Source organism: Cognatundibacterium luofuense, assembly GCF_018139685.1.
Classification (GTDB): Bacteria; Pseudomonadota; Gammaproteobacteria; order Burkholderiales; family Burkholderiaceae_D; genus Undibacterium; species Undibacterium luofuense.
On the sequence record NZ_JAGSPN010000018.1, the window covers coordinates 1 to 14542 of the forward strand.

The 14542-nt window shown below is 50.7% G+C and carries 13 protein-coding genes; 3 read left to right on the forward strand and 10 right to left on the reverse strand.

The window, feature by feature from the left end:
* Positions 1 to 14 precede the first annotated feature (14 nt).
* Positions 15 to 107, forward strand: coding sequence for an integrase core domain-containing protein (locus KDM89_RS18025; RefSeq protein ID WP_329604621.1), 93 nt, complete (start codon positions 15 to 17; stop codon positions 105 to 107).
* 264 nt (positions 108 to 371) lie between these two features.
* Here the strand turns inward: KDM89_RS18025 and KDM89_RS18030 are convergent, their stop codons facing one another.
* From KDM89_RS18030 to smc, 10 genes are all read right to left on the reverse strand, one after another.
* Positions 372 to 686: a hypothetical protein gene (locus KDM89_RS18030; protein ID WP_212689321.1), complete on the reverse strand. Its 315-nt coding sequence runs from the start codon at positions 684 to 686 to the stop codon at positions 372 to 374.
* The gene (locus KDM89_RS18035) at positions 683 to 1120 is read right to left on the reverse strand and encodes a hypothetical protein (RefSeq protein ID WP_212689322.1); all 438 of its coding nucleotides are present in this window, start codon (positions 1118 to 1120) and stop codon (positions 683 to 685) included. The genes KDM89_RS18030 and KDM89_RS18035 overlap by 4 nt, the downstream gene beginning before the upstream one ends.
* A gap of 311 nt (positions 1121 to 1431) precedes the next feature.
* Positions 1432 to 2055 carry a hypothetical protein gene (locus KDM89_RS18040; protein ID WP_212689323.1) on the reverse strand — a complete coding sequence of 208 codons (624 nt, stop codon included), beginning with the start codon at positions 2053 to 2055 and terminating at the stop codon, positions 1432 to 1434.
* Between the two features lie 812 nt (positions 2056 to 2867).
* Entirely contained in the window at positions 2868 to 3089 is a 222-nt protein-coding gene (locus KDM89_RS18045; protein WP_212689324.1) for a hypothetical protein, read from the reverse strand.
* 301 nt (positions 3090 to 3390) lie between these two features.
* Entirely contained in the window at positions 3391 to 3888 is a 498-nt protein-coding gene (locus KDM89_RS18050) for a hypothetical protein (protein WP_212689325.1), read from the reverse strand.
* Positions 3889 to 3920: 32 nt separating this feature from the next.
* On the reverse strand, positions 3921 to 4211 hold the full coding sequence (locus KDM89_RS18055) for a hypothetical protein (protein WP_212689326.1): 291 nt from the start codon (positions 4209 to 4211) through the stop codon (positions 3921 to 3923).
* 285 nt (positions 4212 to 4496) lie between these two features.
* Entirely contained in the window at positions 4497 to 5375 is an 879-nt protein-coding gene (gene galU, locus KDM89_RS18060; protein WP_212689327.1) for a UTP--glucose-1-phosphate uridylyltransferase GalU, read from the reverse strand.
* Positions 5362 to 7428, reverse strand: a complete 2067-nt coding sequence (gene ligA, locus KDM89_RS18065; RefSeq protein ID WP_212689328.1) for an NAD-dependent DNA ligase LigA — start codon at positions 7426 to 7428, stop codon at positions 5362 to 5364. The genes galU and ligA overlap by 14 nt, the downstream gene beginning before the upstream one ends.
* A gap of 12 nt (positions 7429 to 7440) precedes the next feature.
* Positions 7441 to 8586, reverse strand: coding sequence for a cell division protein ZipA C-terminal FtsZ-binding domain-containing protein (locus KDM89_RS18070; RefSeq protein ID WP_212689329.1), 1146 nt, complete (start codon positions 8584 to 8586; stop codon positions 7441 to 7443).
* Entirely contained in the window at positions 8583 to 12107 is a 3525-nt protein-coding gene (smc, locus tag KDM89_RS18075; RefSeq protein ID WP_212689330.1) for a chromosome segregation protein SMC, read from the reverse strand. Before smc ends, KDM89_RS18070 begins: the two co-directional genes overlap by 4 nt.
* A gap of 332 nt (positions 12108 to 12439) precedes the next feature.
* Between smc and dapC the strand changes: the two genes are divergently transcribed.
* Together dapC and dapD are read left to right on the forward strand one after the other, a co-directional pair.
* Positions 12440 to 13660: a succinyldiaminopimelate transaminase gene (gene dapC / locus KDM89_RS18080; protein WP_212689331.1), complete on the forward strand. Its 1221-nt coding sequence runs from the start codon at positions 12440 to 12442 to the stop codon at positions 13658 to 13660.
* Between the two features lie 42 nt (positions 13661 to 13702).
* Positions 13703 to 14530, forward strand: coding sequence for a 2,3,4,5-tetrahydropyridine-2,6-dicarboxylate N-succinyltransferase (gene dapD, locus KDM89_RS18085; RefSeq protein ID WP_212689332.1), 828 nt, complete (start codon positions 13703 to 13705; stop codon positions 14528 to 14530).
* Positions 14531 to 14542: the final 12 nt, after the last annotated feature.

Consider the following 14542-nt stretch of genomic DNA (forward strand, 5'->3'; position numbering starts at 1 on the left):
ACGCCAGCCGGGTCATCGCCGGCTGGATCGGGTTCTACAACAACCAGCGTCCACATCAGGCGCTGGGGATGAAAACACCCGCTGAGGCATTTGCTTTAGCAGCCTAAGTTGAGCAGGAATCGCTGGGGCATTACAATTCCTCAATAGCAGCAAGTGATGCTTCAACAGAACCGCTATCATTCGCAAGAATTTCCAATAAACTCATTTGAAAGAGCCCCGCACTTCCACGACATTTCGGCTCTGATTGCCTGGTGTGGGACGGAAGTGAGGGGCTGCAAAAAGAACTATACGCGATTCGGTTTGGACACGTCCCGATAGGCGATGAACTTATACACGGCTTTTGGTCAGTAGTGAATCACTGCAGTGGTCACCTAAACAATCTCTGCGCCATCTGACGTGATCCTTGCTTCAGCCACGATGGTGCTCCCTGCCGTAATCATCAAAATCTCCCCTGAAGGCGGAAGTCTTCCTTCCATTTCTTCGGCAAGTGCATATATCTTCGCTTTGTTCCATGCGCCCGAGCATCCAGCACTCCTAGAAAATTTCACATAGACGCTAAATAGGTCGTCGCGTCCGAGAGCCTGCCGAAACGCGGTAAGACCTGCGCTAGGTTGGTTCGTCGGATCGGAAATTAACCATTTCAAATCGGCTATTACAAAGCGGCGCGGCTTGGTCACAGGACTCATTTCAATACACTCCCATTCAAGGCATCAATGCGACCGCGACGGTTGATCTCATCAAGAAGTTTGGCATCCGCCGACCTAGCCGGGCCAATACCATCCAACCTAGGATCCCTCATCATTTTTGAAGTCAAGTCATTCGGGACTCTAACCCGAATGGTGAAGACCGCTTCCTTATCAAATCCAAAGAATTTCTTACCCCAAGCAGCCGCATCTGCCGCTGATTCGGCAAACCACTTGTTCCCCATAGAGCCACCACTTGGCGTGAACTTCCCGAGATTAGCTATGCTCTCCAGCTCTGCACGCGAAACTGCTCGGTATAAGGTGGTGTATTCCGACGCAGCACCTCCAAGCGGCAACGCCGACAACAAACCAGTCTTCGCAAGCTCTGGATAATAACTATTTCCTGCTTCCGCCACACCTTGCGCGGCACCTTGCATAAGGCCGTAAGGCGTATCCCGCACTGCGAAGGGCGCATTGCAATGCGCCAAACCTTATTATTTTACTATTTCAACATCAAAATGCGGTGTTCAGCATAGCGATCTGACGGTCGTCGGCAGAAAATCTGGGCTTGTGGAAAATTGAAATGACGATATTTGCACAGATGTCAGAACCAACCGCCGTTTTGCATTTTTAGTCGCAGCCCGGCATCATTCTCATTCGGCGCATTGCAATGCGCCCTACGAGGTAAGGGATACGCCTTACGACCCTACCTGGCTGATGGGTGACCCCGCGCTTTCTTCGCTCTTCGTTACGGCCTTAAAGCGCCCAAGAGTTTCGATGCATCTTGATAAGTAACGCTATCCGGATCCGACTTGCGCATGCATTCCTGTAATAGCTCTATTACATTCTTTTGATCCGAATCTTTCGCCGTTCCTGACCGAACCACTTCTCCATATTTCAAAGCCACCCGACATAATATCAAATCGTCATCTGCGCGCTTAACGTAAAAGGTTCTAACGAGTTCCAAATTTATGGGGCCGCAATACCCACCAAGATAAAAATACATGGCCTCAAGTGACATTGCTTGCGGGTCTTTAGCTACCACATCTGACAGAATTTTTTCAGCGGATCGAGGTGAAAATTGCTTCCCATCCCCGCATTCATCCAGTGCTCGTGACACCGCCCGTCTGTCGCCGCGCTCGGCTGCGGTGCGCAACCAATCATTGGACTTCACTGGATCACGGCCCTCAAAATATAGCGCCAGATTATAAGCAGAACCCGGATCGCCTTTTTCAGCATTTTGCTCATTGCACTTGACGCAATATGGGCTGTAATCATATGCCAGCTGGTCTTGACATCTTTCGAATCCGAAATAGTACCCAGCAAAAACAATCGCAATTAGCAGGGATAAGAAGATCGTTTTCTTTTGCATGATTATTTACCAGGCGGTGTAGGAGTTTGTGAAACCACAGAGCCATCTGACCCAAAGGTCCTCCATGGCATCTGGTTGAAAATATTGGGAATGGCTTGACCAAGTACGTTCTCATAAGATCCGGTGCCACTGGTTAAACCACCGAATAATCCAACAGTGTAATTCCAAATAAATGACGTAGGCGCGGTCAAATAAACACCAAGTCTCTATGCAATTTAACTGCCAATTCCATTCGAGTCTCGGCCAGCGTTACAGGCGTCAATGATAATGGGCATATACTTTTGCCATGCACCTGAATTGGACGCCAAATCTGCGACACCATTCGCATTCATTCCGATCGGAAAAGCCCCTCTCTTTTGCAAGGCTGTAAGGCTGCATAGGGCGCATTGCAATGCGCCAAACCTTATTATTTTACTTTTTCAACATCAAAATGCGGTGTTCAGCATAGCGATCTGACGGTCGTCGGCAGAAAGTCTCGGCTTGTAGAAAATTGATATGACGATATTTGCACATATTTCAGCACCAACCATTTTTTTGCATTTTTTAGTCGCGGCCCGGCATCATTCCCATTCGGCGCATTTCAATGCGCCTTACGAGGTAAGGGATACGCCTTACGGCCTTGGCGCAAGTAGATGAACACTGGCAGCGAACCACGGCTAGTTTTAGGCTGGAAGGCCGCCACGCAACCAAGTGCGACGCGTTTATTTGGCGTCGCACTGATTTGCTCATACTTGATTAGATTTGCTGGGTATCTCTTCGGCCGGAATGGTGAAATAGATGATGCCCATTACACCTTACCAATTCATTCCGCCTTACAGATTTAACTTCAAATCCACACTTTGTTGATTTTTTATAGCAATACCTATAGCGTCTTTCCAATCTTCCCAGATTGCTGGATCAACAGGTAAGCCATCATTCAACATACTCATGCTTGAGAGTAACTGACCAATATCTTCTGATTTAGTCAAATCAAAATATCGATCTAAAAACACAAACATTGCTCTATATGCCAAGACCTCATTGAATAATTCCATGATTCTTATCTTTTTCAAAAGAAATACACGTTACCAACGGCGAATTGATTTAAGGCCATAAGGCGTATCCTGCAATGCGCCAAATCTTATTATTTTACCTTTTTAACATCAAATTGCGGTGTTCAGCATAGCGATCTGACGGTCGTCGGCAGAAAGTCTGGGCTTGTGGAAAATTGAGATGACGATATTTGCACATATTTCAGAACCAACCGCCGTTTTGCATTTTTAGTCGCAGCCCGGCATCATTCTCATTCGGCGCATTGCAATGCGCCCTACGAGGTAAGGGATACGCCTTACGGCCTTAGAAAGCCTTGCGGAGATAGGCCGATAAGTCATTCTCCGGCGTAAAGGGTAGCGAGAGAAATGGCGCTTCTATTGCAAGCGTGTAGACATCGGCGCCGGGCACAATCGTGAGTTGATCCCCGCTGCCCGTGCGCATGGAAAAACCGCATTCCGCCTCATAATCATCTGAGGTGTAGACAAGCTTTTGTACTTCCCTCACATCTAACCAAGATGACGGCAAGCTAATCAATTCCGGCACACCCTCTGCGTTGGCCAATTCAAACGTGAGTGTGCCAATTTCCTCCCAGGCGCCGAGGTCATGCATATCTACACCAACTCTGAGTGTCCGGCCGTCACCCAATCGCAACCATAATGTCGCAGGCGACCCAACTCCAGGGACATTCACCGAGTAGGCAGTTAAGCCGCTGCTCAATCCGGCAGCCAATGAGGGTACGGAAGCCACGCCAAGACACAACACTGCTTTGCGACTGTTTTCATTCAGTAGTGTCAGTACCATTTTATGTTCCACTAAGAAGCATGATGGGCTGATTATGCTGTCAAGCCATCAAAAGGGAGAGCAAACTTTGCTGCCACGATCTGAATTACGTCTCCGGATTGCATTTCAATTTTCAGCTGCTTGAGCCCTGATGGAAGCTCTTCAATTTCGTGAACATCATTAACACTCACGCTTGACCCCCATGCATTATTCCGTGGGACAGATAACTCCGTCACTCCATCGGCTACCAATGTCCTTACAGCTGAAACCGAGTCATTTAATTCAAGTACGACCCGTGCCAATTCCCACTCAAAGTTGACGTTCTTAAGTGTCCAGTCATGCATTAGCAACCTCAATTCTATTTTTTGACGCCAATTGGAAGGTGTTTCGCTGGCGATTCGGCAGACACCCAATTCCCATCAATACCCAGTCGGTTCCCTGAAGAATAGATTACGTTGACATAGTAAATCGTGATGCCATCCGGGCGGGTCTGACAGAGACTGGTCAGCGAACCCTGCTCCACCACTTCGCGTGCATAAAAAATGCGCTGTTTTCGTATAAGGAAAACAGCGCATTTCAGAACCAGGTCAGCCCGGCGAATAACCAGGCTACATCAGGGGCAAGCCGGATTACAGCTTCACAGAGCGCAGATACTCGGCGAACTCTTCGCTGGTTTCTTTGTGTTTCAGACCCAGTGCCACACTGGCTTTCAGATAACCCAGCTTAGAGCCGCAATCGTAACGCGTTGCCGCTGCACGGTAGGCATAGACAGGGAAATCCTGCAGCATTGCGGCAATACCGTCAGTCAGCTGAATTTCGCCACCGGAACCTTTACCAAGATTTTCCAGATACGAGAAAATACGGCCTGACAGAATATAACGTCCAACGACCGCCAGTGTGGATGGAGCATCTTCCGGTTTCGGTTTCTCAATAATACCGCGTACTTTTTCAAGGCGATCCTGATATGGTGCGCCGCTGACAATACCGTACTGCTTGGTGAATTCGCGCGGCACATCCTGCACCGCCACGATACTGCCACCTTCGCGTTCATAGACATCCGCCATTTGCGCGATGACCGATTTATAGCCGGTATCTGCATCCATCAGATCATCTGCCAGCAACACGGCAAACGGATCATCACCGATAACAGGACGTGCGCACAGCACTGCATGTCCCAGACCCAGCGCAGCAGGCTGACGAATATAAATACAGTTAACATTTTTAGGAATCACGTTCCTGACCATGTTCAGCAATGCTTCTTTGCCTGCTGCTTCGAGTTCGCTTTCTAACTCGTAAGCTTTATCGAAATGATCTTCAATTGCCCGTTTGTTACGGCCGGTAATGAATACCATTTCCGTGATACCAGCTTCTACCGCTTCTTCAACGGCATACTGAATCAATGGCTTATCAACGATAGGCAGCATTTCCTTCGGTTGCGCTTTGGTCGCCGGCAAAAAGCGGCTGCCTAAGCCTGCTACAGGAAATACAGCTTTTTTAATTTTTCTCATCTGGGTTCCTCGAACATAACTGCACTAAACCTGCTTCGTCCAATACTGGCACGCCTAATTCATTTGCTTTAACGAGTTTACTACCTGCTTCCTCACCTGCGACAAGGTAATGCGTCTTCTTTGATACAGATCCTGATACTTTTCCACCCTTGGATTCAATCAGTTCCTTGGCCTGATCACGCCCCATGGTCGGCAGCGTTCCGGTCAGTACGAAAGTCAGCCCTGCCAGCGGCAAGTCTGCTGCAGACCGTTCCGCCTGCACAGGCCATTGAATACCAGCAGCGATTAACTGGCTGACCATTTCGCAATTGAGGGTATCAGCAAAATATTCGCGTACGGATTTTGCAACCACCGGGCCGACATCATTGACTTCCAGCAGAGCTTCTTCAGTCGCAGCCATCAGGGCATCGATATTGCCAAAAGACTGCGCGAGATCTTTCGCTGTTGACTCACCGACATGCCGGATACCCAGCGAATAAATGAAGCGGGCAAACGTCGTATGCTTCGATTGTTCCAGCGCGGTCAGAATATTGCCGGCAGATTTTTCTGCCATGCGATCTAAGGCAACCAGCGAACTCAGCCCCAGCTTATATAAATCAGCTGGCGTGGTAATGATTTGTTTTTCAACCAGTTGCTCAATCAGTTGTTCGCCCAGTCCCTCAACATTCATCGCTTTACGGGACACGAAATGGTTCAGCGCGCCTTTGCGCTGCGCCTTACATTTGATCGCGCCACCGGAACAACGGGCAACCGCTTCCCCTTCCGGTTTGGAAATCGGGGAACCACACACCGGGCAGGCTTGCGGCATCACAAATAATTGCGCGTCCGGCGGTCTGCGTTCTGCAACACTGCCTACGACTTCAGGAATCACATCACCGGCACGGCGTACGATGACGGTATCACCGATACGAACATCTTTGCGCTGAACTTCTTCTTCATTGTGCAGCGTTGCATTGGTCACGGTAACGCCACCGACAAACACGGGTTCCAGTCGGGCAACCGGCGTTATCGCTCCGGTGCGGCCAACCTGCACATCAATCGCAATGACTTTGGTTAATGCTTCCTGTGCCGGAAATTTATGCGCGATCGCGAAGCGCGGTGCTCGTGATACAAAGCCCAGCTGATCCTGAAACGCAAAACGATCGACCTTATAAACAATACCGTCGATCTCATAAGGTAAAGCATCGCGTTTCGCGGCAACCGCTTCGTAACGCGCCAGCAATCCTTCCGCACCGGACACCAGCGCCCCCTCATCACAGACCGGCAAACCGAGTGACTTAAACCAGGACATCAGTGCCTGATGCCCTTCAGGTTTGTCCGCGCCTTCCAGCACACCGATACCGTAAGCAAAGAAACGTAAATTTCGTTGCGCTGCAATTTTAGGATCAAGCTGGCGCAAACTACCGGCAGCGGCATTACGCGGATTAGCGAATTCTTTTGCACCCAGATCGCGCTGGCGCTGATTCAGTTTCTGAAAATCCGCTTTATACATCAGGACTTCGCCGCGCACATCCAGTACGGCAGGTGGTGTATCAGTGTGCAGTTTCAAAGGAATGCAACGGATGGTGCGGATATTTTCTGTCACGTCCTCGCCGGTATAACCGTCACCGCGCGTCGCAGCCTGCACCAGTATTCCGTCAACATAGCGAAGATTCATCGCCAGGCCATCGAACTTCAGGTCTACTGAATATTCGACGTTTTCATCGCGTTCCAGCCCTTCACGAATGCGCTGATCGAACGCCTGTACCTCTTCCGGTTCAAATGCGTTATTCAGCGACAACATCGGAATACCGTGCTGCACCTGAGAGAATTCCGGCAAAGGCGCACCGCCCACGCGGTGGGTCGGAGAGTCAGCGGTTTTCAGTTCAGGATGTTGCTGCTCTATGTCCTGCAACTCCCGAAAGAGCCGGTCATACTCACTGTCCGGTACCAGCGGCGCATCCAGTACGTAATACGCGTGCCCATAACGATGCAGTAAAGTATGCAGCTCTTCTGCTCTGATTTTCACAGCATCTTCCTGCGTGTTGGCTGCACTAAACAAATCTTCTTGCATACACAAACAGAATCAGCTGAACAAACGCAATGCGCGCGGAGAACCTGCAGGAATCTGCGCCTCTTCCATCGCTGCATAAAATTCCTGTACCTGCTGGGCAATTTCTTCCAGCGAACTGTCAGGAATACGGTGATGGCCATCGTCCACCACCACACCATTCAGACGCGCTGCCAGAGATTTTGCACAAGCCGTCATCGCGCCGAAAGCGTCACGAGCAGGAGCAACACATGGAACGTCCAACAACAGCGTCAGTTTGACTGTTTGTGTGTCACTGACTTCCGTATTCAGCGACAAGGTAAACAATGAGCCACCATCACCATCCGGCATCATCAGACGACCATCAGGACGCTGATCAAAGCCCATTTTTTCCAGCGCAGCCAGCAAAGTATGCAATGCCCACGGCGCGCCGGTCGTTACGACATTCACGCTCAGTTGCGCATCATGTTCCGCAACAAATTGCTGCAGCTCACGCGCGTTGTTGATGATGCGTGTCATGTCCGGCACATCAGGGTGCGCGCCAAGGTTGTCGGCAGCCGCGCGCAGCTTCATCACGAATTCAGAATATTCCAGTTCATTCAGCGGACCGCTGCGGCTGACAGTACGAATACCGGCAAGTACGGTGGTATATGCATGGGCAACAGAAATCAGATCTTTGTCCCCGTCAGCAGTAATACCGATGAAGTGCACCGGCTTTTTACCGACATAGCGCAATTCATGCAATTCCTGCAGAATTTTTTCACCTTTCACAGGATGATCAAATTCCAGCGGTACCACGCAATCGATTAATTCATCGACCGGTAAATCTTTCTTGCCGACTGGTTTTGCAACCGGAATTGCATCCGTTTCTTCAGAACTATCTTCACCTGTTTCAGTGCCGCGGACATCATCTGCAGTCACTGTATCCGCGTTATGCGAACTGACGTCAGCAGTCTGTTCAGACTTTTTCTGTCTGACCGGTTGCTGCTCCGCGGGCTCGTCCAGCGAAGGCTCCTGCCTTACTTCTGCCTGATCAGCTTTCAGTAAAACATCGTCATCGCCATCACCGAATGCGGTGTCCACGGTCTTTCTGGCTTTGTACTCCTGCCAGCGGTTATAGGCAAACAAACCCACGACCAGTGTGCCACCGATACCAAATAAACTTAACTGTAAGTCAGTCATGCTGCTTGAACCTCTGTCGCAAAATTCGCGGCGGCTTCCATGTCAACCGCCACAATACGGGAAACTCCCTGCTCTTGCATGGTCACGCCGATCAGCTGCTGCGCCATTTCCATTGCAATCTTATTATGGGAGATAAATAAAAACTGAGTATTCGACGACATACGCTGCACCATACGACAGAATCGTTCAGTGTTTGCATCGTCCAGCGGCGCGTCCACTTCGTCCAGCAAACAGAACGGTGCCGGATTCAGCTGGAACATCGCAAATACCAGTGCTGTTGCGGTCAGTGCTTTTTCACCACCCGACAACAAGTGAATCGTTGCATTTTTCTTACCCGGTGGCTGCGCCATCACCTGCACACCGGCATCGAGAATTTCATCGCCGGTCATAATCAGTTTTGCCTGACCACCGCCAAACAATGTCGGAAATAATTCACCGAATTGCTGATTAACCTTGTCAAAGGTTCCCTGCAGCAATTCGCGTGTTTCCATATCAATTTTTTGAATCGCATCCTGCAGCGTCGTAATCGCCGCCGTCAGATCCGCATGTTGCGCATCAAGGAAGGTTTTACGTTCCGTTGCCTGCGCAAGCTCGTCCAGTGCGGCAAGATTCACCGCACCTAAAGCCGCAATTGCATTCCCCAGACGCGTTACCTCGCCCTGCAGGTAAGAAGGTTTCAGATCCGCATGCAGTTTTTCTGCCAGCTGAGTTTCATCAACCTGGAAGTTACGCAATTGTTCTTCATATTGTTCCTGCGACAAGCGGGCAGCCTGCTCTTTGAGCTGCAGCTCCATAATCCGGTCGCGCTGGGGTTGCAAATTGCGTTCGATCTGATTTTTAGAATCTTCACACTGCCGTAATGCCAGCGAGATCTGATCGAGTTCGTGACGCGCGTTAGCAAGGGCCTTTTCCTGTTCGCTACGACGATCCAGCAAGTCCTGCAAGCCATCCTGCGCAGTTTCATCGGTCATCGTTTCGAGCTCAAGCTGGCCTTGTTCAACGCTGTGGAATAACTGTTCTGCCTGTTCTTCCGCGGTCTGAATATTGCGACGGATTTCTTCCATCCGCGCACGGTGGGATTTTTCTGCAAAAGCCGCTTCCTGCGCGGACAATTCCAGTTCACGAAATTGCTGCCTCGCCTGATTCAGGCGCGCCTCGCGCTCCAGATACGTGGTCTGCCCTGCTTCGTGCGCTTCCTGTAAACCGGCAAGTTCAATGTCCAGCATTTCAAAGCGTTGCTCAGATTCGGCCAGAGTTTGCTGCTGCTCTGCTTCCTGCGCTGCAATCTCGCTGAGATCTGTACCGATTTGCAAACTGCGCTGGTTATAGCGCTCCTGTACCTCTGCCAGCTTCATCGTTTCGATTTGCAACTGGTGGCATGCCTGCGTCAGAGTCGACGTTTTCTGGCGTAATTCATGTAACTGCTGGCTTAATTGCGTGCATGCAGCATCCAGACGCACGGAAGCTGCGCGGGTTTCTTCCGCCAGCACTTGCTTTGCACGTAATTGTTTACCGAGATTCTCGATCTCCTGCTGGCGCCCCAGCATACCTTCCTGCTCAGAATCCGCTGCGTAAAAACGCACGCCGGACCGCGTGATCATATGCCCCTGCCGGGTTAACAACACCCCGCCCTGCGGCAGCTTTGCGCGGTCAACAAAGGCTGTATGTAAGTCTTCTGCGATGAAGACATTGTGTAGCCAGTCCTGCAGCAAGCTGCGGACACCGGCTTCATTAATCTGAAGCAGAGAAATGAAAGGCTTGAAGCCTTCCGGCGCAGGCGTTTGTTCCGCATAAATCTGCGGACTGTAAATCGCTAACTTGGCAGGTGGCGCATCCTGAAAAAATGCCTTAGCCCAATCCAGATTGGACATTTCCAGCGCTGATGTACGCTCACGCAGCACGGATTCCAGCGCGGATTCCCAGCCGGATTCAATCTGAATTTTCTGCCATAGTTTCGGCAAACCGGATAATTCGTGTTTTGCCAGCCAGGGCTGCACTTTCCCCTGAGACGCAACTTTTTCCTGCAATTGTTTCAGCGTCTGCAGACGTGCTTCCAGTTGCGCGAGTTCTGCGGTGTCTTTGCTGACCTGCGCCTGCGCCTGACGACGCTGCATTTCCATTTCCGGTAATTTTGCAGCGGCGTCTTCAGACTGGAATTGCAATTCTTCGAGAATTTGCTTTTTCTCTTCCAGCTGGAAATTCAGGTTATCAAGATGAGCGGAATCAGGTTTACTTAGACCGTGTTTTTCCTGTTGCAAGCGTTCTTTACGCGCCGCAAGGCTGTTCAGTATCTGATTTGCGTTGCGCTGTTGCGCGGATTCCAGCTCAATTTGCTGTTGCAACTGCATGATGCGTGCGCGGGATTCTGTCGATTCCGACTGTGCATCACGCCAGGCTTTTTCCAGTTCAGGAATTTCATCCTGATGTTGCTGCGTCATTTCTGCGGCCTGCTCAGTCCGCATTGCCAGCTCTTCTACTTCCGTTTCTGCATCGCGTAAGGCATCCTGCAGATCACGTTGCTGACTCAGCCATTGTTCCCGCTGTCCTTTTAATGCCTGAATCTGATTCTGCAAACGGGTACGCGATTCGATCACAAAACGAATCTGCGCTTCCAGACTACCGATTTCGGCATTGGTCTGATACAAGTGACCTTGCGCCTGATGCATACGATCACCGACCGCATAATGGGTCTGGCGCATTTGTTCGAGCTCCAGCTCGATATGGCGGAGTTGCGCAGTCTGTGCTTCCAGCTCCAGCTGCGTTTTTTCGATTTCCGCGAAATGTTTCTTTTGCTCTGCTGCAGCTTCATTACGACGTAACAGCCACAACAGTTTTTGTTTTTCTTCCTGATCTGCCATCAGCTCGTGGTACTTGGTTGCGACCACAGCCTGCGCTTCCAGCTTTTCAAGATTGTTGTTCAGTTCACGCAGAATATCTTCGACACGCACCAGATTTTCTGTGGTGTCATGAATACGGTTTTCAGTTTCACGGCGGCGCTCTTTGTAACGCGACACGCCTGCGGCTTCTTCCAGAAAAATACGCAGCTCTTCCGGACGCGCTTCAATAATGCGCGAAATCATGCCCTGTCCGATAATCGCGTAGGCGCGCGGACCAAGACCGGTACCGAGGAAAATATCCTGAATATCGCGACGGCGTACTGCCTGACCATTAATAAAGTAACTGGATGTACCGTCGCGCGTCAGTGTGCGCTTGACGGCGATTTCAGCATACTGCCCCCACTGCCCCGCCGCTTTTCCCAGACTGTTGTCAAACACCAGTTCAACTGAAGCACGACCAGCAGGTTTGCGATGTGTGGAGCCGTTGAAAATAACGTCCTGCATCGATTCGCCGCGCAGCTCAGACGCTTTGGATTCACCCAGTACCCAGCGCACAGCATCTATGATGTTGGATTTGCCGCAGCCATTCGGCCCGACTACACCCACCAGCTGTCCGGGTACATGAAAATGTGTGGGATCGACAAACGATTTAAATCCCGACAATTTAATTGAGGTTAATCGCACTTGGCACTTTATTATCGTTAGAGGTTACATCCAGCGCTGATCGACGCCATTCCAGCCAGTGATAACGTGCATCACCGGTCAGGGTGGCATCATACCATTCAGAACGCAGCTTGTTGATCCGCAGCGCTTAGAATTTCACCAACACTCAGGATTTTTGCTGGTTTTTCGCGTATTTATTATCGGAATTACGCGACAACCCCAGTCTACGCAGAATGAGGCAAAGGATATAATATGTCTGCTCCTGAGTAAAACCTGTCATTCGGACAAAACGCTCCGACCGGCGGAATCTATACGGCTTCAATGTTACAGCGCCTTTGACGGCGCATGCCCATATGACTTTTCACCCATATCTGTCCAGATTACAGCCTTATCCGTTTGAAAAACTGAAACGCCTGTTCGCCGGTATCACGCCGAATCCTGCATATACGCCAATCAGCCTTGGCATCGGCGAACCGCGCCATCCGGCACCGCAACTGATTAAAGATGCCCTCTGCAACAGCTTACAGACATTATCGGCCTATCCGCTGACCGCCGGATCTGAAGCGCTGCGCAAAAGCATTGCGGGATGGATGGCAAATCGCTACGCCATTCCTGCACCGGATTTCGCCACTGAAATTCTGCCGGTAAATGGCTCGCGCGAAGCCCTGTTTTCGCTGGCGCAAACGATCATCAACCCATTGGTTGCAGAAAACGGACCACCGCTGGTGATGTGTCCGAACCCGTTTTATCAGATTTATGAAGGTGCGGCGTATTTGTCCGGCGCGGAACCTTATTTCGTGAATGCTGATCCGGCCCGCAATTATGCGCCGGACTACAGCACGGTTCCGGAATCCGTCTGGCAACGTGTTCAGTTATTGTTTGTCTGCTCTCCCGGCAACCCGACCGGTGCAGTACTGACACTGGAAGACTGGAAAGAGTTGTTTGAACTGTCTGATCGCTATGGCTTTGTGATCGCATCGGATGAATGCTATTCAGAAATTTACTTTACAGATGAGGCGCCGCTCGGTGGCTTGCAGGCAGCGCGTTTGCTGGGCCGCGACTACAGCCGCCTGATCATGCTGTCCAGCCTGTCCAAACGCTCCAATGTGCCCGGATTACGTTCGGGTTTTGTGGCCGGTGATGCAGAGATTATTCGCCAGTTCCTGTTGTATCGTACCTACCACGGCAGTGCAATGAATCCTATGGTGCAGGCCGCTTCGGTCGTTGCATGGCAGGATGAAGAGCACGTCAGAGAAAATCGTACTCAGTACCGTCAGAAATTTGAGAAAATCACGCCACTGCTGGCAGAAACGCTGGATGTGCAATTGCCGGACGCCGCCTTTTATCTTTGGGCAAAAGTCGATCATCTGGGCGGCATTTCTGACACTGAATTTGCGCGTGCACTGTATGAACGGTATCACGTCACTGTTTTGCCGGGCAGCTATCTTGCCCGCGATGCCCACGGCATTAATCCGGGCGCCAACCGGATCCGGATGGCGCTGGTGGCCGAAGTGGAAGAATGTCTCGAAGCTGCACAACGCATCGTCGCATTCTGTAAAGAACTGCAATCCTGAAGACAGGAATGCCTTTTTGTTAATTTGATTAAGTGAACAATCATGACTCAGCAACTGCAACAAATCATTGATCAGGCGTGGGAAAAACGTACCGAGTTTTCTCCGAAAGCAGCACCTGCAGAACTCCGCGATGCTGTCAGCCATGTGCTGGCAGAACTGGATGCAGGTACCCTGCGCGTTGCACAGAAAATCGATGGCAGCTGGCATGTTAACCAGTGGGTAAAGAAAGCCGTTTTGCTGTCTTTCCGTCTGGAAGACAACATCACCATGCCGTCCGGCGAGCACATGCAATTCTTTGACAAAGTGCCGACCAAATTCGCGAATTACACCGCTGAAGACTTCGCACGCGGTGGTTTCCGCGTTGTACCACCTGCTGTTGCACGTCGTGGCAGCTTCATTGGTAAAAATGTGGTGCTGATGCCTTCTTACGTGAATATCGGTGCTTATGTGGACGAAGGCGCTATGGTGGATACCTGGGCAACCGTTGGTTCCTGCGCGCAGATCGGTAAAAATGTTCACTTGTCCGGCGGCGTTGGTATCGGTGGTGTTCTGGAGCCTATGCAGGCAAATCCGACCATCATCGAAGATAACTGCTTCATCGGCGCACGTTCTGAAATCGTTGAAGGCGTGATCGTAGAAGAAAACTCCGTGATTTCCATGGGCGTGTACATCGGTCAGTCGACAAAAATCTATGACCGCGCCACCGGCGAAGTGACATACGGCCGTGTACCGGCAGGTTCCGTTGTTGTTTCCGGCAGCCTCCCGTCTGCTGATGGTTCCCACAGCCTGTACTGTGCTGTTATCGTGAAGCGTGTAGACGCGCAGACACGTTCTAAAACCAGTATTAACGAACTGCTGCGCGGCGCCTGAATCTGCGTATAA